Origin of the sequence: Dactylosporangium sp. McL0621 (assembly GCF_049995355.1) — a bacterium.
Lineage (GTDB): Bacteria > Actinomycetota > Actinomycetes > Mycobacteriales > Micromonosporaceae > Dactylosporangium.
This window is the reverse complement of the sequence record NZ_CP188259.1, coordinates 4,363,986-4,385,791: the sequence shown is the minus strand read 5'-3', so window position 1 is coordinate 4,385,791 and position 21,806 is coordinate 4,363,986. Positions and strand designations below refer to the sequence as shown.

General features: G+C 72.8%; 22 protein-coding genes. 7 read left to right on the top strand and 15 right to left on the bottom strand.

The annotated features are described in order from the left end of the window. The first annotated feature begins 72 nt into the window (after positions 1-72). Complete coding sequence (locus ACPPVO_RS20880) at positions 73-1,011, top strand: SDR family oxidoreductase (protein ID WP_426512876.1); 939 nt, start codon at positions 73-75, stop codon at positions 1,009-1,011. Positions 1,012-1,016: 5 nt separating this feature from the next. Here ACPPVO_RS20880 and ACPPVO_RS20875 read toward each other — a convergent pair whose 3' ends face one another. The 3 genes from ACPPVO_RS20875 to ACPPVO_RS20865 form a co-directional block, all read right to left on the bottom strand. After that, positions 1,017-1,298 carry a hypothetical protein gene (locus ACPPVO_RS20875; RefSeq protein WP_426512875.1) on the bottom strand — a complete coding sequence of 94 codons (282 nt, stop codon included), beginning with the start codon at positions 1,296-1,298 and terminating at the stop codon, positions 1,017-1,019. Between the two features lie 140 nt (positions 1,299-1,438). Beyond that, a complete protein-coding gene (locus ACPPVO_RS20870; protein WP_426512874.1) occupies positions 1,439-2,923 on the bottom strand; it encodes a S8 family serine peptidase in 1,485 nt (494 codons plus the stop codon). Positions 2,924-3,206: 283 nt separating this feature from the next. After that, entirely contained in the window at positions 3,207-3,800 is a 594-nt protein-coding gene (locus ACPPVO_RS20865; RefSeq protein ID WP_426512873.1) for a TetR/AcrR family transcriptional regulator, read from the bottom strand. A gap of 68 nt (positions 3,801-3,868) precedes the next feature. Between ACPPVO_RS20865 and ACPPVO_RS20860 the strand changes: the two genes are divergently transcribed. Continuing rightward, on the top strand, positions 3,869-4,273 hold the full coding sequence (locus tag ACPPVO_RS20860; RefSeq protein ID WP_426512872.1) for a hypothetical protein: 405 nt from the start codon (positions 3,869-3,871) through the stop codon (positions 4,271-4,273). 203 nt (positions 4,274-4,476) lie between these two features. On the opposite strand, the gene ACPPVO_RS20855 is transcribed toward ACPPVO_RS20860, so the two are convergent. From ACPPVO_RS20855 to ACPPVO_RS20845, 3 genes are all read right to left on the bottom strand, one after another. Continuing rightward, positions 4,477-5,334 carry a cytochrome c biogenesis CcdA family protein gene (locus tag ACPPVO_RS20855; RefSeq protein WP_426512871.1) on the bottom strand — a complete coding sequence of 286 codons (858 nt, stop codon included), beginning with the start codon at positions 5,332-5,334 and terminating at the stop codon, positions 4,477-4,479. Positions 5,335-5,373: 39 nt separating this feature from the next. Then, positions 5,374-5,898 (bottom strand): TlpA family protein disulfide reductase, encoded by a 525-nt coding sequence (locus ACPPVO_RS20850; RefSeq protein ID WP_426512870.1) that lies wholly within the window; start codon positions 5,896-5,898, stop codon positions 5,374-5,376. Between the two features lie 181 nt (positions 5,899-6,079). Further along, a complete protein-coding gene (locus ACPPVO_RS20845; protein WP_426512869.1) occupies positions 6,080-6,802 on the bottom strand; it encodes an SDR family oxidoreductase in 723 nt (240 codons plus the stop codon). A gap of 154 nt (positions 6,803-6,956) precedes the next feature. Between ACPPVO_RS20845 and ACPPVO_RS20840 the strand changes: the two genes are divergently transcribed. After that, a complete protein-coding gene (locus ACPPVO_RS20840) occupies positions 6,957-7,805 on the top strand; it encodes a helix-turn-helix transcriptional regulator (RefSeq protein WP_426512868.1) in 849 nt (282 codons plus the stop codon). Between the two features lie 264 nt (positions 7,806-8,069). Beyond that, positions 8,070-9,560, top strand: coding sequence for a pectinesterase family protein (locus ACPPVO_RS20835; protein ID WP_426512867.1), 1,491 nt, complete (start codon positions 8,070-8,072; stop codon positions 9,558-9,560). Positions 9,561-9,702: 142 nt separating this feature from the next. Here the strand turns inward: ACPPVO_RS20835 and ACPPVO_RS20830 are convergent, their stop codons facing one another. Then, positions 9,703-10,533 carry a cytochrome c biogenesis CcdA family protein gene (locus ACPPVO_RS20830; RefSeq protein ID WP_426512866.1) on the bottom strand — a complete coding sequence of 277 codons (831 nt, stop codon included), beginning with the start codon at positions 10,531-10,533 and terminating at the stop codon, positions 9,703-9,705. Positions 10,534-10,535: 2 nt separating this feature from the next. Then, entirely contained in the window at positions 10,536-11,114 is a 579-nt protein-coding gene (locus ACPPVO_RS20825) for a redoxin family protein (protein WP_426512865.1), read from the bottom strand. Between the two features lie 176 nt (positions 11,115-11,290). Between ACPPVO_RS20825 and ACPPVO_RS20820 the strand changes: the two genes are divergently transcribed. Next, positions 11,291-12,085, top strand: a complete 795-nt coding sequence (locus ACPPVO_RS20820; RefSeq protein ID WP_360383044.1) for a polysaccharide deacetylase family protein — start codon at positions 11,291-11,293, stop codon at positions 12,083-12,085. 16 nt (positions 12,086-12,101) lie between these two features. On the opposite strand, the gene ACPPVO_RS20815 is transcribed toward ACPPVO_RS20820, so the two are convergent. From ACPPVO_RS20815 to ACPPVO_RS20805, 3 genes are read right to left on the bottom strand one after another with little or no spacing between them, the layout of a single operon-like run. Then, positions 12,102-12,698, bottom strand: a complete 597-nt coding sequence (locus tag ACPPVO_RS20815; protein ID WP_426512864.1) for a hypothetical protein — start codon at positions 12,696-12,698, stop codon at positions 12,102-12,104. 42 nt (positions 12,699-12,740) lie between these two features. Next, positions 12,741-13,061 carry a hypothetical protein gene (locus tag ACPPVO_RS20810; protein WP_426512863.1) on the bottom strand — a complete coding sequence of 107 codons (321 nt, stop codon included), beginning with the start codon at positions 13,059-13,061 and terminating at the stop codon, positions 12,741-12,743. Beyond that, positions 13,061-14,050 (bottom strand): hypothetical protein, encoded by a 990-nt coding sequence (locus ACPPVO_RS20805; protein WP_426512862.1) that lies wholly within the window; start codon positions 14,048-14,050, stop codon positions 13,061-13,063. Before ACPPVO_RS20805 ends, ACPPVO_RS20810 begins: the two co-directional genes overlap by 1 nt. A 143-nt stretch (positions 14,051-14,193) precedes the next feature. Here ACPPVO_RS20805 and ACPPVO_RS20800 point away from each other — a divergent pair, with 143 nt between their 5' ends. Then, entirely contained in the window at positions 14,194-14,982 is a 789-nt protein-coding gene (locus ACPPVO_RS20800) for an NPP1 family protein (protein WP_426514661.1), read from the top strand. Positions 14,983-15,473: 491 nt separating this feature from the next. Here ACPPVO_RS20800 and ACPPVO_RS20795 read toward each other — a convergent pair whose 3' ends face one another. From ACPPVO_RS20795 to ACPPVO_RS20785, 3 genes are read right to left on the bottom strand one after another with little or no spacing between them, the layout of a single operon-like run. Beyond that, positions 15,474-16,256 (bottom strand): ABC transporter permease, encoded by a 783-nt coding sequence (locus ACPPVO_RS20795; RefSeq protein WP_426512861.1) that lies wholly within the window; start codon positions 16,254-16,256, stop codon positions 15,474-15,476. Next, on the bottom strand, positions 16,253-17,194 hold the full coding sequence (locus tag ACPPVO_RS20790; protein WP_426512860.1) for an ATP-binding cassette domain-containing protein: 942 nt from the start codon (positions 17,192-17,194) through the stop codon (positions 16,253-16,255). Before ACPPVO_RS20790 ends, ACPPVO_RS20795 begins: the two co-directional genes overlap by 4 nt. Positions 17,195-17,217: 23 nt before the next feature. After that, on the bottom strand, positions 17,218-18,111 hold the full coding sequence (locus ACPPVO_RS20785; RefSeq protein WP_426512859.1) for a DUF4097 family beta strand repeat-containing protein: 894 nt from the start codon (positions 18,109-18,111) through the stop codon (positions 17,218-17,220). A gap of 66 nt (positions 18,112-18,177) precedes the next feature. Between ACPPVO_RS20785 and ACPPVO_RS20780 the strand changes: the two genes are divergently transcribed. Beyond that, a complete protein-coding gene (locus tag ACPPVO_RS20780; protein WP_426512858.1) occupies positions 18,178-21,270 on the top strand; it encodes a BTAD domain-containing putative transcriptional regulator in 3,093 nt (1,030 codons plus the stop codon). On the opposite strand, the gene ACPPVO_RS20775 is transcribed toward ACPPVO_RS20780, so the two are convergent. Next, positions 21,216-21,776 (bottom strand): cysteine hydrolase family protein, encoded by a 561-nt coding sequence (locus tag ACPPVO_RS20775; RefSeq protein ID WP_426512857.1) that lies wholly within the window; start codon positions 21,774-21,776, stop codon positions 21,216-21,218. The genes ACPPVO_RS20780 and ACPPVO_RS20775 overlap by 55 nt on opposite strands. Between the last annotated feature and the right edge of the window lie 30 nt (positions 21,777-21,806).

Below are 21,806 nucleotides of genomic sequence, written 5' to 3'. Positions count from 1 at the left end.
CACCGCCGCCGGCGCGCAGCCTGGGATTGACAGGCCGTGGATGCCGCCGCGGATCGGGTCCACCGTGGTGGCATGACACGCCAACGACCGGACATCACCGTTCCCGACCTCACCGGCAAGCTCGCCGTCGTGACCGGCGCCAGCGACGGCGTCGGGCTCGGCCTGGCCGCCCGGCTCGCCGCCGCCGGCGCCGAGGTCCTCATGCCGGTGCGCAACCGCCGGAAGGGCGAGGCCGCGGTGGCGCAAATCCGGCAGCGGTACCCGAACGCCGCCCTCTCGCTCCGCGAACTCGACCTGTCGTCGTTGCGCTCGGTCGCCGCGCTCGGCACCGCGCTGCGCGACGAGGGCCGCCCGATCCACATCCTCGTCAACAACGCCGGCGTGATGACCCCGCCGGACCGGCAGACCACCGCCGACGGGTTCGAGCTGCAGTTCGGCACCAACCACCTGGGCCACTTCGCCCTCGTCGGCCACCTGCTGCCCCTGCTGCGCGCCGGACGCGCCCGCGTGACGTCCCAGATCAGCATCGCCGCCAACCAGAACGCCATCAACTGGGACGACCTCAACTGGGAGCGGTCCTACGACGGGATGCGCGCGTACAGCCAGTCGAAGATCGCCTTCGGCCTGTTCGGGCTCGAGCTCGACCGGCGCAGCCGGGCCGGCGACTGGGGCATCACCAGCAACCTCGCGCACCCCGGCGTCGCCGCCACCAGCCTCCTGCAGGCCCGGCCCGAGGTCGGACGGGCCCGGCCCACCGCCGGCGGCCGCCTCATCCGCGCCCTCGGCCGCCGCGGCATCCTCTTCGGTACTGTCGACACCGCGCTCCTGCCGGCCTTGTACGCGGCCACGTCCCCGGACGCCCGCGGCGGCCGCCTCTACGGCCCCGGCGGCTTCCAGCACATCTCCGGCGCCCCGGCCGAGCAGGAGCTCTACTCCCGCCTGCGCGGCGAGGACGAGGCCGGCCGCGTCTGGCGCGCCTCCGAGCAGCTCACGCAGCCGATCGCGGCCTGAAACCCTCAGTACCGGAACCGCTGGACGGTGCGGCGGAGGTCCCCGGACAGCTCGGCAAGGGTGGCGACGGAGCCGTGACTCGCGTCGACCGTCGCCTTGCCGGCGCTGGCGGCGTCCGCGATCGCGGTGACGTTGACGGCGATCTCGGCGGCGCTGGCCGCCGTGTCGTCGACGTTGCGCTGCATCTCGGCGGTCGTCGCGGACCGTGCCGCGGCGATCCCGGTCCACGACACGACCCCGGTGCCCACGACGGCCACCGCGACCGGAAGCAGGATCTTGGTTCGCAAGCGTCGGTCCCGCAACCATTTCGCCATTGGTACCTTCCCACGCCGGAATGGCTGCCCACGATCAGTAGGCAGCCATTCCCATCGGCGGTGCGGTCGCGGATCTGCGACAACACGGTCACCGCGACCACCACCCTGGTCGTTCAGCCCCAGGCGGTCGCCGACCACCCGTCGCTGGACCAGGTGCGACCCGACCAGGTGCCGGCCGACCACGTCCGGCCCGACCAGGTGCGCCCGGACCAGGCGGGGTCGCTCCAGCCGGCGGCGGCGCTGCCGGCCCACGGGGCCGCGGTCCAGGTGCCCGCCGCCCGCGTCCGGGCCGCCCACGAGGTGCCGGTCCAGTCGTCGCCGGCGAGGCGGTAGCCCAGCCACAGGCCACCGCTCCAGGCCGGCGTGGTCGACTTCGCCCACTGCGAGGTGCTGAAGCTGCCCCAGATCGTCCTCTCGCCGGTGAGCTTCACGCCGTCGAGGGTCAGGCTCGCGGTACCGCGGGCGCCCTGCAGCGACCCGATCCCGCTGGACAGCTGCACCGTCGGCGCGGCGACGGCGGTACCGGTGCGGGCGAGCGCGCCGTTGACGTTGAGCGCCGCCAGGCCGAGCGTCTTCTCGGTACCGGTGGTCAGCCCGGTGCCGCCCTTGACCAGCCAGTCCTTGGCCTGGTCGGGGGTGGCGGCGGGCTTGGCCTGCAGCAGCAGCGCCGCGGCGGCGCTGACCACGGCGGTGGCCTGGGACGTTCCGCTGCCCTTGAACAGGGTGGTGCCGACCCGCGCGTCCGGGTACAGGTTGTCGACGTTCGAGCCGGGGTCGCGCAGCGACGCGATGGACGTGCCCGGAGCGAGCAGGTCGACCTGTCCGGTGGTGCCGGTGGCGAGGTTGGTGAACGGGGCGAGGGTGTCGTCGGCGGTGGTCGCGGTGCCGTTGGTGGCGGTCGCGCCGACGGCGAGGATCGAGTCGTCCAGCGCCGGGTTGGTCAGCGCGCCGGCCGCGTTGCCGTTGTTGCCCGCGGCCGCGACGACCACGATGCCGGCCTTCCACGCCTTCTGCACCGCGAACAGCAGCGGGTCGGTCCACGTCTGGGTGCTGCCGCCCGAGCCGTAGGACAGGTTCAGCACCCGGATCGGGTTCGCCGGGTCGTCGCCCTTGTGCTGCACCACCCAGTCGATCGCCGCGATCATCTGCGACACGTCGACCGCGCCGGTCGCGGTCCCGATCTTCACCGAGGTGAGCTTCACGTCCGGCGCGATGCCCTTGCTGCCGGAGGTCGTGTCGTTGCCGACGATGATGCCGGCCATGTGCGTGCCGTGCCCGTACGTGTCGAGGTAGCGCAGATTCGCCGCCTGCGACTCGAACGACAGGTCCGGCCCGTTGGCGATCTGGGCCGCCGGCAGCCCGGGCACGGCCGCGACACCGGTGTCGATGAGCGCGACGCCGACCCCCTTGCCGGTCAGGCCCGCCGCTGTGCCGGTGTCCGCGCCGATGCTCGAGCGGACCTGGGCCAGCGTCGTCGCCGATGTCGCGGTACCCGCCGGCGACACGACCGCGCCCGCCGTACCGCCGGTGCCGGCAAGCGCGGCGGGCACGGCGAGCGCGCCGGCCACGACCGCCCGCAGTCTCTTAGCTCTGGTCACGAATGGTGCTCCGTCCCTGGAACAACTGGATCAACAAACCAACCGTGACCCCTCGCCGCCCGCCCGTCACCGTCCGCGACGCGAAACCGTCCGGTCACCCGACACGAACCATCCGGGTGGTGTCCGCCGTCCGGGCAGGCGCTGACCGGCCCGCAACCGGCCGGCACCCGGTCCTCCTGTTACCACGGACATTTCGCGGGTTCGGCGGTCAACCAGGGTGACCGTGCCGAGCGGTTCTCCCGCTGTGTTGCAGGCACGGCCCGGGAGGTGCAACGGGGCCGCGTCACGGCCGTCGGGTGCCCGCGGTCACCCGCAAGGCGGCCTCGCTGAACGCCGCACCGGCGTCGACCGTGTTCATCCGGCCGGCGATCACCTCGGCCCCGGCGGCGTGGCCGAGGGCGATGATCGCGCTCACCTGCCACTGCACCGGCGGCCCGGCCTGGAACTCACCGCTGCAGCGCCCGCGGTCCAGGATTCGCCGCAGCGAATCCATGATCGGTACGTGTCGCTCGTAGTCGCCGGCGTCGCTGGCGGCCGCGATGACGCTGGTCAGCAGGATCGGGTACCGGTGGATGAGTTGCCAGCTGCGGGTAAGCCACGCGCCCAGGGCGTCTGTAGCCGCGCCGGCGTCGACGTCCACCGACTGGAGCTCCGCGACGGTCTCGGCGGTGAGCCGGTCGACAATGGCGGCGATCAGCGCATGCCGGGCGGGGTAATGGGCGTAAACGGTCTGCCGCGCCACCCCGGCGGCCGCGGCGATGTCATCCATGCTCGCCTCGGGCTGGCGTCCGAGCAGCTCGATGGCGGCGTCGAGAACCTTGGCCTGGCTACGTTCCGCGTCGGCACGTCGGCGGCGCCGGGCCGGTTTCTCTGACACGGTTGTCAAGGATAACGGATGCCGTTATGTTGGACGCAGTTGTCAGAGTTATGAACGGGGAGGTCCGGATGGATCTGGTGGAGTACCTGACGCGGTACCCGCAGGACGTCACGCTCGGCGACGAGGCGCCGGAGACGGTGTTCGACCGCTACCATGCGCCGGAAGTCGTGGTGCGCAGCGACGGCATCGACCTGGATCGTGAGCGACTACTGCAGCACGTGCGGCCCGCGCGTAAACGCGTCTCCAGCGTCCACACCGAGGTCCGCGACGCGCTGAACGCGGGCAAACGGATCGCCGCCCGGTACACGCTGACGGCCGTCATGCGCAAAGGGCAAACGGTGACGACGGAGATCTTCATGTTCGGCGAGCTGGCCGACGACGGCCGGCTGCTACGCGTCGAGCAGGTCACGCGGACGGCCCAACCTGCCGGCGCAGCAGATCAATCCGGCCGTCCGGCAGAAGGTATCCAGTAGGCGGGGAGGTCGACGTCCGCCTGCAGACAGTCGAGCGCCGGCGGAGCGCAGCAGGTTGGTGAAGTCGCGCAGGACTCCGAAGAGGCGTGAATCCTGCAGCCGGGCACGCAGGTCCCACGGCGCGATGTCGACCGCGGACAGGGCCATCGAACCGGTCGCCTCGTTGCCGGCCAGTTACGCGGCCGGTTCGGTCGCGGCGACGCTCACTGCTGTGGGCGCCGTCGGGTCCGGGACCACCACATCGCGGCGCCGGCGCCGAGGACGACGACGGCGAACGCGGCAACGACAGCGCCGACCCCCAGCCCGGCGATCGTGCCGGAGAGCCGGGCCTGGACCGCGAGGCCAGCGCCGACAACGGGGTCGCTCACCGATCCGCCGCGCAGAATCCGCAGTTCGTACCAGCCGTAGTAGGCGACATAGGCACCGGCGACGGCCACCAATCCCCCGCCGGCCCGCGAGATCACCGGGGCGAGCCGGCGCATCCGGCCGATCGCCGACACGCGTGCCAGCGCCAGCGCCAGCGCCGCGGTGCCGACAACCATCCCCATGCCCGCGGCGTAGCCCAGGAACAACAGCACGCCCGCCGGGACGGAGCCGGCGCGGAAGCTCGACACCACTATCGCCAGGAACGGCCCCACCGTACAGCCGAGGGACGCGAGCGCGTACCCGGCGCCGAAGACGATCATCGACGGCACGGTACGGGTCACCGCCGGACCCCGGACCGCCAGCCACCTGATACCCGGCACGTGCCGCCCGGCGATCATCCAAGCGCCGAGACCGGCCAGCGCCAGCCCGAGCACGATCGTGAACCAGGGCAGGCGCGCCTGCACCAGTCCGGCCACCGGGGTAAGCGCGAGGCCGAACAGCGCGAACACCGCCACGAACCCCGTGACGATGGCCGCCGTGCTGGCCAGCGCCCGGGCCACGGCGTCCGTTCGCGAGCGGTGCTCGTCCCCGGCGACGAGCACCGTCAGATACACCGGCAGGAGCGCGAACCCGCACGGGTTCAGCGCCGCGAGGGTTCCCGCGGCCACGGCGAGCGCGAAAGGCACGTCGTCCATGTCAGCCGCCGACGGTCGGCGAGCGGGCCCCGGCCGGCATCACCGGCCCTCCAACAGGGCCGCGACCTTGTCCGGTATCGCGTCGGCGGCCAACGGCCCGTGGCCGGTGACCCGGCCGGAGGCGTCGACGAGGACGAACGTGCTCTGTTCGGTGATCCCGAAGTGCTTCCACACCACGCCGGGCTCGTCGGCGAGATGGGTGATCGATCCGACCTTCGCCAGCTGGACGAACTCCGGCATCGCCTGGGTCTTGTCGAGCCCGGCGACGCCGATGAAGTTGACCCGGTCGCCGAATCGTTCGGCGGCGGCCCGTACCCCCGGCGCCTGCTGCAGGCACACCGGGCACCACGGCGCCCAGAACCACAGCACCGCCGGCTTACCCGCCAGCGAGTGCCCGTCGAAGGCCTTGCCGTCGAGCGTGGTGCCGGTGAAATCCAGCGGCGAACCGCCCGGGCTCGACGCCCGGGCGGAGGCCCCGGCATCGATGTGGCCGCTGCCGGCGTCGCAGCCGCCCACCAGCAACACCACGAGGACGAGCAGCCGACTCAGTCCACGCCCCACCATCGCCACTCCATCCGTCGCGGTCGACAGACGATACGCCCGATCGCCGGTCATCGACCCTTACAGGATGGTGAAGGCTCACCGGGCGGCGTCCGTGGCCGGCTCGATCTCGGCATAGCGGCGGGGTCGTAGAGCCGCCGGCCGAGCCCTCGGGCACCGCCCTGAGCCGGATCGGCCGTGCCTGCTACATGAAGCCCATCTGGCGTTCGAACGCCGCCGGGTCCTCGCACCACGCCCGGTGGCCCTGCTGCGCCATCGGGTCGGGGTAGATGTACTCGTCCCCCGCCTCGACCCCGTCGAGGATCGCCGCGGCGACGTCGGCCGGGCTGGTCTTCGGGATCGGGAAGTCCCGGATCATGTCGGTGTCGACGGCCCCCGGGAAGACCCCGTGCACCGTGATCTTCCGGTCGACGAGCTGCGCGCGCAGCGCCTGGGTCGCCGACGCCGACGCGGCCTTCGACGCGGCGTAGCCGCCCATCGCCGGCACCGATCCGAGCACGACCAGGCTGAGCACGTTGACGATCGCGCCGCCGCCGTTGCCCTCCAGCACCGGCACGAACGCCCGGGTCAACGCGAGCGGGCCGACGAAGTTCGTCCGCAGGTCCACGTCGATCGCGGCGAGGTCGCCGGCCAGCGGGTCGGCGAAGTTCAGCGAACCGCCGTTGTTGATCAGCAGGGTGGCGTCGCCGGCCACCGAAGCCGCCCCCGCGACCTGCTCGAGGTCGGTCAGGTCCAGCTGGACCGGGACCACACGCCGGTCGGTACCGGCCAGATCCGCCACGGTCTCCACCCGGCGGGCGGCCGCGTAGACCTTCTCCGCGCCCCCGGCGAGCAGCGCCGTGACGAGCGCGCGGCCGAGGCCCCGGTTCGCCCCGGTCACGAGCGCGATAGTGCCATTGACCTGCATTCGGGTCTCCCGTTTCGATGAGTGTTCGCGTCCGGGAACCACCATTGCCCGGTCGGCGGTCGGCGCCCATTGCCCTGTTCGACCCTGGTCGCGCCCGAAGGTAGGTCTGGCAGAACCAGGCGGCCGCGATTCCGGCCCGGCCATACTTGGCGACATGGACCGACGATCGGAGCTGGCCGAGTTCCTCCGCTCGCGCCGCGCCCGGATCGACCCGGTGACCGCCGGCGTCCCGCCGTACCACGGCCGCCGGCGTGTCAGCGGGCTCCGGCGCGAGGAGGTCGCCCAGCTCGCCGGCGTCAGCGTCGACTACTACGTGCGCCTCGAGCAGGGCCGCGCCACAAACGTCTCCGAGGCGGTCCTCGACGCGGTCGCCCGCGCGCTGGGCCTCGACGCCGAGGAGCGCGCGCACCTGCGCCGGCTGCTCCGGCCGGCCCGCGGCGTGAGACGTCCGCCTCAGCGGGTCCGTCCCCAGGTACAACATCTGCTGGAGGCCATGACCGACGCCGCCGCGTACATCGTCGGCCGCCGCACCGACGTGCTCGCCTGGAACCGGCTCGGCGCCGCCCTGATCGCCGGCCTCGACACCGCGCCGCCCCGGCAGCGCAACTTCGCCCGGCTCATGTTCGGCGACGAGCCCTCCGCGCGGGCGCTGTTCGCCGACTGGCCGGCCAAGGCCCGCGACCTGGTCTCGTTCCTGCACGTCGACGCCGGCCGCCACCCGGACGACCCGGCCCTGGCCGAACTGATCGGCGACCTGTCCCGGCACAGCGAGCTGTTCCGGCGGCTCTGGGCGGAGCACCCGGTCCACGACAAGGGCCACACCACCGCCACGCTCCGGCACCCGCTGGTCGGCACGGTCGAGCTGGCGTACGAGGCGCTGCGGCTGCCCGACGACCCGGAGCAGATGCTCGTCACCTACAGCGCCCCACCGGAGTCCGACGCCGCCGCCGCGCTGCGCCTGCTCGCCTCCTGGCACGCCACCCCGCCGGCGAAGCGCACCTGATCCCCCGTGCCGCGCCTCCCGAATGGGACCGCAACGTTGTGAGCGCCACCCGGGCGTGCTCGGCTCGCCCGAGGGCCGGCCGCGACTCCACACCCGCCCGTAGGGCCTCGACACCTGATCCCACTGGGCGATTTGACGAGCCCCACCTGAAAGTTTCCCGGCGCGCTGAGACCCCGGACATCCGTCGCGAACTATTCGTTATGCCGACACCGAAGGAGGCACCTACCTATCGACCGAACTCCACACCCCCTCGGGAGGATCCCCGTGCAACCACCAGAACCGGCGCGGCGACGCCGGCTCGCCGTCCGCATCGGCGGCGCCGTCGCGGCGATGCTGGCCGTACCCGCCGCGGTGCTCGCCCTGTCGGCGTGGCCCTCGGAAGCCGCGAGCACCCCCGCGGCCGGGGGCGTGTACACGCTGGCCAGCGGGGCCAGCGGCAAGTGCGTCGACGTCGCCGGCGCGTCCACGTCCAACAGCGCGCTGCTCGTGCAGATCGCCTGCAACAGCGCGGCCACCGACCAGCAGTTCTCGGTGATCACGCAGGGCAGCGCGTTCAACCTGGTGAACACCAACAGCGGTAAGTGCGTCGACGTGCCGTCCGCGAGCACCACGTCCGGGACGCAGCTGTGGCAGTACACCTGCGGGGTCAGCACCAATCAGCAGTGGACCTTCACCGCGTCCGGGGCCGCCGCCGGGAAGTTCGTCTTGAAGAGCGTCTCGTCCGGGCTCTGCCTGAGCGACAAGGACGGCTCCACGGCCGGGAACAACCCGATCGTGCAGGAGACCTGCTCGGACATCGCGCGCATGCAGTGGTCGTTCAACTACGTCTCCGGCGCGACCACCGGGCCGCCCCCGACGACCGGTGGCGGCGGCACGCCCACGGTCGCGGCGGACGGCAGCGGGAAGTACAAGACGGTGCAGGCGGCCATCAACGCGGTACCGGCGAACAACACCAGCCGGGTCACCATCACCATCAAGGCGGGCACGTACCGGGAGATCGTCACCATCCCGGCCAACAAGCCCTACATCACCCTGCAGGGCCTCGGCTCCGCACCGGCCAGCACCGTCATCGTGTTCAACCACTGGGCCGGGGGCGGCTTCCCCGGGGGCAGCGCCACGATGTTCGTCAACGGTCACGACAGCGTGCTGACGAACCTGACGGTCAGCAACGACTTCGACGAGAGCACGCAGACCAGCGGCCAGCAGGCGGTGGCGCTGCAGCTGGACGCCGACCGCTCGATCCTGCGCAACGTGCGGCTGCTCGGTGACCAGGACACGTTCCAGATCAACGACAATGCCCGGCTGTACGTGGTGAGCTCCTACATCGAGGGCACCGTGGACTTCATCTACAGCGGCGGCACCGCGGTCTTCAACGCCTGCTCGATCTTCGAGAAGCGCAGCACCGGCGGACCGATCACGGCCGCCAGCACGGACCCGGGCAAGATGTACGGGTTCCTGTTCTACAAGTCGACGATCACCGGCGCCTCGAACAACGTCACGCAGCTGGGCCGGCCCTGGCGGCAGGGCGCCCAGGTGCTGTACCGGGAGTCGAGCCTCAGCGCCACCATCAAGCTCGCCCAGCCCTGGAACGACATGGGCGACGCGACGTGGAAGAAGGCCCGGTTCTTCGAGTACAAGAACACCGGGGCCGGGGCCACCGTCAACGGCAACCGGCCCCAGATGAGCGACTCGCAGGCCGCGAGCTACACCCCGCAGAAGTACCTGGCCGGCTCCGACGGCTGGAACCCGATCTGACGCACTGAGGTTCGCGCCCGCCGGTCGGGAGGCCGGCGGGCGCGGGGCTCAGGGATCGAACCGCAGGGGGTCGTCGTCCACCCGGCCGCGGAACAGCGGACGGTCCTCGGCGTAGTGCTGGCGCAGCCGCCACGGTGCCCGGTCAGCCCGGGCGGCGGCGGGTCAGGGCCAGGCCGGCCACCAGCAGCGCCGCGAACACGACCGACACCGCCGTCATCCCCGCGGCGTCGAGGCCGCCGGCCAGCCACTGCTGGACGGTGCCGGCCGCGCGCACGACCGGGTCCCGCAGCGCGCGCGGGCCGTCGCTCGCGAGCCGGAGCTCGTACCAGCCGTAGTAGGTGACGTACGCGCCGGCGAGCAGGGTCAGGACGCCGGCGGCGCGGGCGAGCGCCGGACCGGACCGGCGGACCCGGGTGAGCAGCGACGTGCGCAGCAGCGCCACGGCCAGGGCGGCGGCGCCGACGACCAGACCCATGCCCGCGGCGTACGCCAGGAAGAGCGCGATCCCGCCGAGCGCCGACGACGCCTGCAGGCTCGACCCGACGATGGCCAGGAACGGGCCGATCGTGCAGCTCAGCGACGCGAGGGCGTACGCGGCGCCGAAGAGCACCATCGACGGTAGCGTTCGGGTCAGCGTGGGCGCCCGCGCCGGGCGCCAGGGCAGCGCGGGCGGGCGCCGGCCGGCCGCGAGCCAGCCGCCGAGCCCCACGAGCACCAGCCCGAGGCCCATCGTGAACCAGGGCAGCCGCGCCGGCAGCCAGGCGACCGTCGAGGCGAGGACCACGCCGACCAGCCCGAAGACGCCGGCGAACCCGGCGGTCAGGCCTAGCGTCGCCAGCAGCGCCCGGCCGATCGCCCGGCGCCGGCCCGCGTCGTCGTCCACGACCAGCAGCGAGAGGTACGCCGGCAACAGCGCGAAACCGCAGGGGTTGACCGCGGCGAGCGCACCGGCCGCAAGCGCCAGGACCAGCATGCTCAATGCTCGTCCAGGTAGGCGACCCACTTACCGAGCGTGACCGTGTCCTGGTACCCGTTCTGCATCACCTTGCCGGACCGGTCGATCATCACGAAGACGCTCTGCTCCTTGATCCCGAACTTCCGCCAGACCACGCCGGCCTGGTCGTTGAGGTGTGTGACGTTGCCGACCTCGCCCTGCGCGACGAACTCGTTCATCGCATTCGTGCTCTGGTCGAGCCCGGCGACGCCGATCATGGCGACCTTGCCGTCGTACTGCTTGGCCAGGTCGCCGACCGTCGACGCCTGCCCGAGGCACACCGCGCACCAGGGTGCCCAGAACCACAGCACGACCGGGCCGCCGGCGAACTTCGCCGCGTCGAACGCCTTGCCGTCGAGCGTGGTACCCGTGAATTTGAGCGAGTCGGGAACGACCGCGGGTACGACCGGCTGGGCCCGCGAAGCCGACACAGCGGGCAAAGCGGACGCCGTGGCCGGCGCGGCGGCCGCCGGCACGGCCGGCCCGGCAACGCCGCCACAGCCGGCGGGCAACAGCGCCAGCAGGGCGAGGAACGGAACCATCATTCGCCTGACCCGCATGCGAGCCCCCTTCGATGAGCCTCCACGGACTCGTACGGAGCACCGCTCGCGAGGGTTCAGCACCGTACGATTGCGGATCTTCGGATGAATTCGAGGCGAATGACGGGTGTCTGGAAACGCCGCCCACGTGATCGAATACGGCGGTCGGAGACGTTGAGGCAACGGGGGATCAGATCTTGAACAGGCGTGCACTGTTCCGACGCGGCCTACTGCTGGGCGCCGGCGCTGCCCTCGGGGCGTCCGCCGTGACGGTCCCGCAGGTGTGGCCCCGGCGTCACCTACCGTTGGACGGCGGCTACGCACCGGCCGCCGACCGCGCCGAGTACGACGTCCACGGGCGCGTGTCGGTAACCTGGCACGTGGAGACGACCGAACCGGTGGTCGCGTTCACGTTCGACGACGGCCCGGGCCCGAAGTGGACCTCCGAGGTGCTCGACACGCTCGAACACTTCCAGGTGCCGGCGACCTTCTTCCTGGTCGGCCAGAACGTCGCGGCCCACGGCGACCTGCTGCGCGGCCGGCTCGACCGGCACGAGGTCGGCAACCACACCTGGTCGCACCCGGACCTGGCGACGATGGACGCCCCGGCGATCGGCAAGGAGCTGACCCGCGCCCACGACACCATCCGGGCCGCGACCGGCCGCGAGCCGAAGCTCCTCCGCCCGCCGTACGGCCACCTCGGCGGCTCGACCCTCATGGGCGCCGACCAGGCGGGCTACGACGTGGTGCTCTGGTCGACGAAGATGAACGAGGACCTGTACGTGAAGAACCCGCCCGGGCAGGCGCAGGACATCATCGAGCACGCCCGGCCCGGCCAGATCATCCTGGCCCACGACGTCGGCTCGGCCAACCGGCACGTGGCGCTCAGTCAGCTCGGCGCCATGTTCACGGGGCTGCGCCAGCGGGGCTACCGGTTCGTCACCGTGTCCGAGCTGATGGCCCTCAGCCAGCCGACCCCGCCGAAGGGCTGACCGGGCGGTCGAGGACCTACGGCAGGCGGTGGCCGCTGAACGACGCGATCGGGGCGGTGTCCCGATCGATGCCGCGCAAGAGCCTGAGGTGGTCGCCGTACCAGCTGTCGTCACCGTCGAGCACCGGGACGGCGAACCGCAGCCGGTCGCCCTCCGGCGCGAACGCCAGGGCCTCCGGCTGGTACAGCCCGTTCCCGGCCCGGACGGACAGCCCGGCGAAGAACGCGCGGACGGCGGCCTCCACGCCTTCCCGGGCCGCGGCCGGCAGCGGCGCCTCGAACACGATGAGGTGCCACTGGAGGTACCGCGGCTGCTCCCGCTCACGCCGCAGCGTCGCGGCGACGTCCACCGCGGCGACGCCCGGCCAGGCGGCCACCGCGGTGGGACCGGACCGGGCGTCGACGATCGCGCGTACGACCGGCCGCCCGAGGGCGTGCGCGACCGCCAGGTACTTGTGCGCGCGCACGACCACGAGCATGCCGCCGCGCACCGTCGCGTGCACGGGCGGAATGGTCCCGGCGACGCGGTAGTGGTCGATCAGATGATCCAGCACGTAGGTCCGGTCGCGGTCCGGATGCCGCGCCTCGTCCACGACCACGCGCTCAATCGGCACGTCGAACACTTCGAACTCGATATCGCACCTCCCTCGCGGCAGTCACTTGGGGCGGCCGGCGGAGCAGAGCGGGCAGGTTTCGGCCGGGCCGCCGAGGCGTTGCCTGTGGTGCAGTACCGCCTCCGTCCCGTCCGGGGCGATGACCTCGACGTGCGCGGCGCCGGGATGGTCGACGTACCACCAGCGCTCCTGCTGCCCGTAGTACGAGAACCCGCCCGGGCCCTCCGGGGCGGCCAGGATGCGGGTGCCGTCCGCCTTCACGACGACGATCGTCCAGCCGTCGGCGGTCCCGCCCGGGGGCAGGACCACGTGCAGGTCGGCGTCGAGGTCGTGCCTGAACTGCAGGTCGTCCGGGGTCGTCATCAGTCGTCCGCCCAGTTCAGGCCCAGTCCGAAGGCGTCGAGCCGGTAGCCGTTGTGGGAGCCGGCGCGGTAGCGCAGCTCGTCCGGGCCGATCAGGTTCCACGAGTGGATCTCGGCCAGGGCCAGCTCGGCGATGTGCAGGCCGTCCTGGGCCGTGGGGTTGAGGATCTGGACGCCGGCCTGTTCTTCGCCGCGCTCGCTCGCGCGGCGCCAGTCGTTGCGCGTCTCGATCACCGCCAGGCGGTCGCCCTGCTGGGTGCCGAAGTGGCCCTGCACGTACTCGTCGCGGCCGTCGGCCGGCTCGATGACCCAGGTGACCTCCCAGGCGTACCCGTCCAGCACGGGCAGGTCGACGGGCAGCGTGGCGAGCAGCTCCGACAGGTTGCGCTCGAACTCGCTCCAGTCCTCGGCCGGGCGGTGCGCGTACGTCATCATCCCGAGCAGCGTCCCGTGGGCGGGGTTGGGGTGCGGCGCCGTGGAGCGCCAGCTGTAGAACGGCGCCCAGTGCTCGGCGTACTCCCCGTTCTGCCGGTCGTCGCTCTCGGTGCCCTCGCGCGGCATGACCGTCAGTGCCAGGCGCGAGCGCGGGTAGGCGGCGACCCGGGCCGGCTCGGCCCCGCTGAGCTCCACGATCGTCTGCGGCAGCCGCCAGCGCGCCCAGGGGCCGGGGCCGCCGACCAGGCCGGGGTCGCCGAGGACCGCTACGACGTCGGCGAGCGCGGCCCGGTACGCGTCCGCGTGCTCCTCCGCCGCCACCTCCCGGCGCACCTCCAGCGACGTGTACTCGCCGAAGTACCCGCGGTCGTCCCACGATCTCCGGCGGTCGGCGCGCACCTGGTACGGCCCGTCGGTCTCGACCAGCGTCGTGCGCCACTTGTCGTCGGCGCCGAGCCACCAGCCCAGCCCGGTCGCCACGCGGTCGACGTCGTCGCGGCCCCAGGCGCCGAGGTCCGCCTGCAGCAGGGCGCTCAGTTGCTCCGTCGGTATCACACCGCAATCTTGGCAGCCGCCGGTCACGGGATGTTCACACCGGGGCGGTCGCGCCGCATACTCGTATCCGTCGATATTTGCGGTGGCCGCCGCGATCCGGGGGCCGACGAACGTCGATCATCGAAAGGGAAGCCTTGGAACACGTGTCCTCGCCGCCGGTTCGCCGGCGTCGCCGCGCCGCGTCCTACGTCGTGGCCGGGCTGGCCGCGCTCGCCGTCCTGCTGCCCGCGACCGCGGCCTACGCCGAGTCGCTGCCCAACCTGCCGCAGAACGCGGGCGGCCTCGAGCAGTCGTTCTCCCCCGCGTACGACTACGACACCGACGGTTGCTATGCCGTCGCCGCCATCAGCCCGACCGGCACCCTCAACGCGGGGCTCAACCCGACCGGGGCGCTCAACGGCAACTGCCGGGACCAGTCCGACCTGGACAAGTCGCAGACGTACGCCCGGTCGAAGTGCAACAACGGCTGGTGCGCGATCGTGTACGCCAGCTACTTCGAGAAGGACCAGGCCCTCCCGGGCATCAGCCTCGGCGGCCACCGGCACGACTGGGAGCACGTCATCTCCTGGGTCAACCAGTCGACCAACCAGGTCGAGTACGTGACCACGACACAGCACAGCAGCCAGGTGACGTACGCGCGTGCCCAGGTGCGTTTCGACGGTACCCACCCCAAGACCGTCTACCACAAGGACGGCGCGTCGACGCACTTCTTCCGGCTCGCGAACTCCAACGACGAGCCGCCGGAGAACCACTACCACAACTGGCGGTACCCCCCGCTTGTCGACTGGAACGGCTGGCCCACCACGGCGCTGCGCGACCGGCTGATGACCGCCGACTTCGGCTCGGCCACCATCAAGATCAACGATGGCCGGTTCGTGCCGCTGCTCACCGCGTCGAAGCCCACCGGCATCCCGTTCGACCCGAACGCCTGACCTGAACCCGGTGCCGCGCGGCCCGCGCCGGGCGGCACCGGCGGATCAGCGCCCCGACCAGGCCAGGCCGGCCCCGAAGTCGTCGAGCCGGTAGCCGTCGTCCGACCAGGCCTGGTAGCGCAGGCCGTCCGGCCCGGACAGCTCCCAGGAGCGGATCTCGGCCAGCGCCAGCTCGGCGACGCGCAGCCCGTCGTGCCCGGTCGGCGTGCTCCGTTGCGCTCGCGGCCTCGGGCGCGCCCCGGTGAACCGTCAGGGACGTGTACTCCCCGAACCACCCCGGTCGTCCCACGCCGGCCGCGGACGGGCCGTCACTCGCAACGGCCCGTCCGCCTCGTCCGGGTCGAGCCGCCAACCCAGCCCGGACTCACCCGCTCCACGTCGTCACGGCTCCAGGCGCCGAAGTCCGCCTGCAGCAGTGCGGTCAACTGACCGGTCGATATCACGCCGGCAATCTTGACAGCCGGCCATCGCCAACCGGCTCGGCCCGGTGTTCAACGCGTGGACTCGCGGTTGAAGAGCTTCTTCGACCACAGGTAGCCGCCGAGGGCGATCGCGGCGCACCAGGCGACCGCGATGATCGCGCTGTTACCGATCGGCGTGCCCATCAGCAGGCCGCGGATGGTCTCGATGAGCGGGGTGAACGGCTGGTACTCGGCGAACCAGCGCAGCGCGGTCGGCATCGAGTCGGTCGGGACGAAGCCGCTGCCCAGGAACGGCAGCAGGATCAGCGGCATGCCGACGTTGCTCGACGACTCCACGGTCTTGCTGGCCAGGCCGAGCGCGACCGCCAGCCAGATGAAGGCGAACGCCATCAGCGCCAGGACCCCGAACAGGGCGAGCCAGTCGAGCGGGCCGGCCGTGGGCCGGAAACCGATCAGCAGCGCGACACCGGTGACCACCGCCATGCCCAGCATCGCCTGCACGAGGCTGCCGACGACGTGCCCGGTGAGGACCGAGACCCGGGCGATGGCCATGGTGCGGAACCGGTCCACGATGCCCTCGGTCATGTCCATGGCGACCGAGATGGTCGTGCCCTGCACCACGGCGGTGATCGTCATCAGGATGATCGCGGGGGTGACGTAGTTGACGTACTCCGAGCGCCCGCCCGACGGGCCGCCGAGCCCGGCGCCGAGCGTCCCGCCGAAGACGTAGACGAACAGCAGCAGGAACACGATCGGCATGCCGACGAGCGTGATGGTCATTCCGGGGTACCGCAGCATGCGCTTGAGGTTGCGGCGCACCATCGTCGCCGAGTCGGTCAGTGCGTAGCTCATCGCGAGGCCACCTTGTCGTTGTCGGGGTTGCCCGTCAGGGCGAGGAAGACGTCGTCGAGGTCGGGGGTGTGCACGCTCAGCGAGTCGACGGCGACGACGTCCTCGTCGATCCGGTTGAGCAGGGCCTTCAGGGCGCGGAGGCTGCCGTCGTGCGGCACCCGCAGCGTGAGCGCCTCGCTGTCGCGGGACGCCTGTCCCACGGCGCGCGCGGCGGACTCGAGGCCGGCGGGGTCGGCGAAGCGCAGCTCGACGTGGCCGCCGGGGATGCGCCGCTTGAGCTCGTCCGCGGTGCCCTCGGCGACGATCCGGCCGCGGTCGAGCACGGCGATGCGGTCGGCGAGCTCGTCGGCCTCCTCCAGGTACTGCGTGGTGAGCAGGATCGTGACGCCGCCCGCGACCAGGTCCCGCACGATCTGCCACATGGCGCGGCGGCTGCGCGGGTCCAGACCCGTCGTGGGCTCGTCGAGGAAGATGACCTCGGGCGAGCCGACCAGGGTCATCGCCAGGTCGAGCCGCCGGCGCATGCCGCCGGAGTAGGTCGAAGCCGGCTTGCCGGCCGCCTCGACCAGGTCGAACTGCTCGAGCAGCTCGGTGACCCGGCGCCGGCCGGCCGCGCGGCCCAGGTGGTGCAGGTCGGCCATCAGGGCCAGGTTCTCGCGGCCGTTGAGCAGGTTGTCGACCGCGGAGAACTGGCCGGTGACGCCGATCGCGGCACGGACCGCGTCGGGCTCGGTGGCCACGTCGTGGCCCGCGACCCGCACGGTGCCGCCGTCGGCCCGGATCAGCGTGGACAGGATCTTGACCGTGGTGGTCTTGCCGGCGCCGTTCGCGCCGAGCAGCGCGAAGATCGTGCCCTTCGGGACGTTCAGGTCGATGCCGTCGAGCACGACGTGGTCGCCGAACGACCGCTGCAGCCCGGTGGCGGAGATGCTCATCATGGTGTTTCCCCTTCTGGCGGAGGTCAGGCGCGGTGGATGGTGATGTCGCCGAACCCGGTGTGGGCCCGGACCTCGACGGTGTGCACCGGCTCGGCCGGCAGGCCGTTGCTGACCCGGCCGTGGCCGGTCTTCAGGTCGAGCCGCGCGGCGGCGCCGGCGGCGACGCCGACCTCGAGGTCGCCGGCCGAGGTCTGCACGCTTACCGAGTCGCGGGCCACCTCGCCGATGCGGATGTTGCCGTTGGAGGTCTTCGCGTCCACGCCGGCCTCGGCCCGCTCGACGCTGATGTCGCCGTTGGCCGTGCGCACCCGCAGCGCGCCCGTGACGGTGCCGAGGTCGGTGGGGCCGTTGGAGTTCTTCACGGCCGCGGCCCCGTCGACCTCGCCGATGCGCACCCGGCCGCTGCCGGTGCTGACCTCGGCGTCGCCGACGACCGCGTCGACCGTGACGTGCCCGGTGGTGTCCAGGCGCAGCCGGCCGGTCCGGGCCAGGCGGAAGTGCCCGACCGAGGTCTTGAAGCGGTACTCGCCCAGCACGCCCGTGCTGTCGATGTACCCGACCGCCATGTCGCCGTGCACCGCGGAACCGGTGGGCAGCTCGACGTGCACGGCGACCGAGCGCGTCTTGCGGGAGAAGTCGAAGATCGGCGACCGCGGACCGCGCACGGTCAGCGTGCCGTCGGCGAACCCGACCTGGGTCTGCGCCGCGGCCTCGACGTCGGAGTCGTCGGCGGCGTTGCTCGGCCGCACCTCGATGACGGTGTCGGTGCGGTCGCTGGCGACGAGCGTCACGTCGCCGACGGACAGGTCGATGGTGAGGGAGATGGGCTCGGGGGTGGTGAAGGTCGGCACCGGGTGCTCCTCGGGTTCGGCGGGCTCGTTCGGGTACACAAGGAAGATGACCGGCGCCGCGGACACGGCTCTGACAGCCGGCCAACACGGCGGCGGACACCGTGTCAGCGGACGGTCTGCGATCATGCATCGGTGCAGGTTGTGTTGCTTGGTCCGGTGTCGGTGGTGGCGGTCGACGTGCCGGGTGTGCGGTTGAAGATGCTGCTGGCGCGGCTCGCCCTCGAGGCGGGCCGGCCGGTGCACGCCGACACGCTCATCGACGACCTGTGGGGCGAGGAGGTGCCGGCGGGGGCCGCCGCGGCGCTGCAGACGCTGGTGTCGCGGCTGCGGCGGGCGCTGGGCGGCACCGGCTCGGTGGAGCTGGCCGCGGGCGGCTACCGGCTGCCGGTGAGCGCCGCCGACGTGGACGCCCACCGGTTCGAGGAGCTGGCCGGGCGGGGCCGCCGGGAGCTGGCCGCGGGCCGGGCCGCCGAGGCCGCGTCCGTGCTCCGGGCGGCGCTGGAGCTGTGGCACGGCCCGGCCCTGGCCGACGTGCTCGAGGCGCCGTTCGCCCGCAACGCCGCCACCCGCCTGCAGGAGCTGCGGGCCGGCGTCGCCGAGGACCGTTTCGAGGCCGAGCTGCAGCTGGGCCGGCACGCGGAGGTGCTGGCCGACCTGGGCGCGGCGGCGGTGGAGCGCCCGCTCGGCGAGCGGCTGGCGGTGCTGCGCATGCGGGCGCTGTCGGCGGCCGGGCGGCAGTCGGACGCACTGGCCGTCTTCGAGGAGATGCGGGGCCGGCTCGGCGAGGAGCTGGGCGTCGACCCGTCGCCGGAGCTGCGGGAGGTGTACCTGTCCCTGCTGCGCGGCGAGCTGGACCACCCCGCGGAGCAGCCGGCGCAGGCCCCGCCCAGCCGCCTCCCGGCCGGCGTGACCAGCTTCGTCGGCCGCGAGGACGAGCTCGGCGCGCTGGCCCGGCTGATGACCGCGGCCCGCCTGGTCACCATCGTCGGGCCCGGCGGCGCCGGCAAGACGAGGCTCGCGCTGGAGGTGGCGGCGCGGGAGCCGGCCTACCAGCGGGGCCGGCTGTGGTACGTGCCGCTGGCCGGGCTGAGCGAGCCGGACCGGCTGGCCGACGCCGTCCTCGGCGTGGTCGGCGCCTCGGACGGGCGGCTCTACGACGGCGGGCAGCCGCGGCTGGGCGCGGTCGACCGCGTGGCCGAGCTGCTCGACGTCGGCGACGCGGTGCTCCTGCTCGACAACTGTGAGCACCTCGTCGACGCCGCCGCCGAGCTGGCCGACGCGCTGCTGGCCCGGCTGCCGCAGCTGCGGATCCTGGCCACGAGCCGGGAGCCGCTGGCGATCAACGGCGAGGCGCTGTGCCACCTCGGCCCGCTGGCGCTGCCGACCGGCTTCGCGCTCGAGGAGGCGGCCGGGGCCGCGGCGGTGCGGCTGTTCGTCGAGCGGGCCGCCGACGTCCGCCCCGGCTTCGCGCTCGACGAGTCGACCGTGGACGCCGTGGTGGAGATCTGCCGCCGGCTCGACGGCATGCCGCTGGCGATGGAGCTCGCCGCGGCGAAGCTGCGCTCGATGCGGGTCGAGCAGGTCGAACGCCGCCTCGACGACCGGTTCCGCCTGCTGACCTCGGGCAGCCGCGCCGCCCTGCCGCGCCAGCGCACCCTGCTGGCGATGGTCGAGTGGAGCTGGGACCTGCTCGACGAGGCCGAGCGGACCCTGGCCCGCCGCCTGTCGGTGTTCCCCGGCGGGGCGGACCTGGCCGCGCTGGAGGACGTCTGCTCAGACGCGGCGCTGCCGGCCGCGGACGTGCTCTACGTCGTGGACTCGCTGGTGGAGAAGTCCATCGTGCAGCAGGCCGGCGACCGGTACCGCATGCTGGAGACCGTCCGCGCCTACATGGCCGACCGGCTGGCCGAGGCCGGCGAGGACGTCGCCCCGCGGTTCGCCGGCTACTACCTGGCCCTGGCCGAGCGGCACGAGCCGCGGCTGCGCACCCGGGAGCAGCTGCAGGCCATCGCCGTGTTCGACGCCGAGCAGGACAACCTCGTCGCCGCGCTGCACGCCACCCTCGACGCCGGCGACGCGGCCCGGGCCTATCGGCTCGTGCGGGCCCTGTTCTGGTACTGGGCCAACCGCGGCCTGAACACCCAGCTGGAGACGTTCATGGGCGCGCTGCTCGAGCTCGGCGACGCCGTACCCCCCGAGGCCCGCCGCGCGTTCGACCTGCTGCACTCCGCGTCGGGCGCTCGTGAGGTACACCCGGCGCGTCTGCTCTTCATTTCCCAGCGGGCCTTCTCCGCCGAGGCCACCGACGTCCTGGGCGCCCTGGCCGCGGCGGACCCCTGGGTGCGCGCCACGGCCAACTGGGCGCACAACTTCACCCTGGTCGAGGCCGGCGACCTCGACGGCGGCGCCAAGGCCCGCGACGTGGCCCTGCGCGGCTTCGAGGAGGTCGGCGACCGCTGGGGCCTGGTGATGAGCCTGCTCGCCCTCGGCCGCGGCCCGTCACTGCGCGGCGACTTCGCCACCTCGATCGCCGCGTTCGAACGCGCCGTCGCGATCAGCGCCGAGCTGGGCACCGAGGAGTACCTGTACTGGACCCGCAACCGCCTCGCCCGCGAGCGCATGCGCGCCGGCGACCTGGAGGGCGCGGGCCGCGACCTGCACGCGATGCGTGAGCGGGCCGCAACTCTGGGCCACCGCCGCCGCGCGGCGAGCCTGCAGTTCAGCCTGGCCAACTGGCACCGCCGCGCGGGCCGGCTGGACGAGTCCGAGGAGACCCTCGACTCGCTGGAGGGTCAGGTGCAGCGCCTGCCGTACCCCGAGCAGATGGCCCGGGACCTGATCGCCGGCACGAGGATGATGAACCGCCTCATGGCCCGCTCGGCCGCCGAGGCGCGCGCCCTGCTGCCCGGGGCGGTCCGCCCGAACTTCACGCGCGCCCAGAGCAACGGCCTGGCGTGGGCCGCCGAGCAGGTGGGCGAGCTGCTCGCGCTGGAGGACCGCCCGCGGGATGCGGCCACGGCCCTGGGCCTGAGCGAGGCGATCCGCGGCGCCTTCGACCACGGCGAGCCGGTGCTGCGCACGCTGGTCTCCGCGCTCGTCGCCGACCTCGGCGAGGACGCCTACCGCTCGGCGTACGCCGAGGGAGCCCGGCGGCCCCGGCCGGATGCCCTTCAGCGGCTGGCCGAGCTGACCGCCCAGTCCGCGACCGAGGTCACGTCGGCCTGACGGGGGAAGACCTTCTCGGTCAGGACGCGGTGGACCTCGGGGTCGTCGTCCAGGCAACCGTCGGCCAGCACCGTCAGCCCGAGGTCGAGGTCGGCGGCCTGGCGCAGCGTCGAGAGCACCACCCCGCTCGTCGCGATCCCGGTCAGCACCAGGTGCTCGATCCCGCCCGCGCGCAGCACCACGTCCAGGTCACTGCCCGCGAAGGCGCTCACCCGGCGCTTGGTGACCAGGATGTCGCCCGGCTCCGGGGCCACCTCCGGCTGGATCTCCATCGCCGCGGTCTCGGCCGGCGACACCGGGGCGCCGGCCAGACGGCCGAACATCTTGTTGCGCGGGCTGATCTCCGGGCGACCGGGGCGGAACCCGACCACGACGTAGATCACCGGGGTCCCGCCGGTGCGGGCCGCGTCGATCGCGGTGCGCAGGCGGGGCAGGTAGGCGGGGTCGGGGTAGCGCGCGACGACGGCGCGCTGGACGTCCATCACGAGCAGAGCACTGGTGGGCACGGCATCTCCTACAAGTCATCACGTGATTAC

Bases quoted from the DNA above. Each gene is read 5' to 3' on its own strand.
- ACPPVO_RS20840 (WP_426512868.1), top strand. From the start codon at position 6,957: ATGGACCGACGATCGGAGCTGGCCGAGTTCCTCCGCTCGCGCCGCGCC.
- ACPPVO_RS20845 (WP_426512869.1), bottom strand. From the start codon at position 6,802: ATGCAGGTCAATGGCACTATCGCGCTCGTGACCGGGGCGAACCGGGGC.
- ACPPVO_RS20825 (WP_426512865.1), bottom strand. From the start codon at position 11,114: ATGCGGGTCAGGCGAATGATGGTTCCGTTCCTCGCCCTGCTGGCGCTG.
- ACPPVO_RS20830 (WP_426512866.1), bottom strand. From the start codon at position 10,533: ATGCTGGTCCTGGCGCTTGCGGCCGGTGCGCTCGCCGCGGTCAACCCC.
- ACPPVO_RS20880 (WP_426512876.1), top strand. From the start codon at position 73: ATGACACGCCAACGACCGGACATCACCGTTCCCGACCTCACCGGCAAG.
- ACPPVO_RS20855 (WP_426512871.1), bottom strand. From the start codon at position 5,334: ATGGACGACGTGCCTTTCGCGCTCGCCGTGGCCGCGGGAACCCTCGCG.
- ACPPVO_RS20795 (WP_426512861.1), bottom strand. From the start codon at position 16,256: ATGAGCTACGCACTGACCGACTCGGCGACGATGGTGCGCCGCAACCTC.
- ACPPVO_RS20810 (WP_426512863.1), bottom strand. From the start codon at position 13,061: ATGACGACCCCGGACGACCTGCAGTTCAGGCACGACCTCGACGCCGAC.
- ACPPVO_RS20790 (WP_426512860.1), bottom strand. From the start codon at position 17,194: ATGATGAGCATCTCCGCCACCGGGCTGCAGCGGTCGTTCGGCGACCAC.
- ACPPVO_RS20850 (WP_426512870.1), bottom strand. From the start codon at position 5,898: ATGGTGGGGCGTGGACTGAGTCGGCTGCTCGTCCTCGTGGTGTTGCTG.
- ACPPVO_RS20860 (WP_426512872.1), top strand. From the start codon at position 3,869: ATGGATCTGGTGGAGTACCTGACGCGGTACCCGCAGGACGTCACGCTC.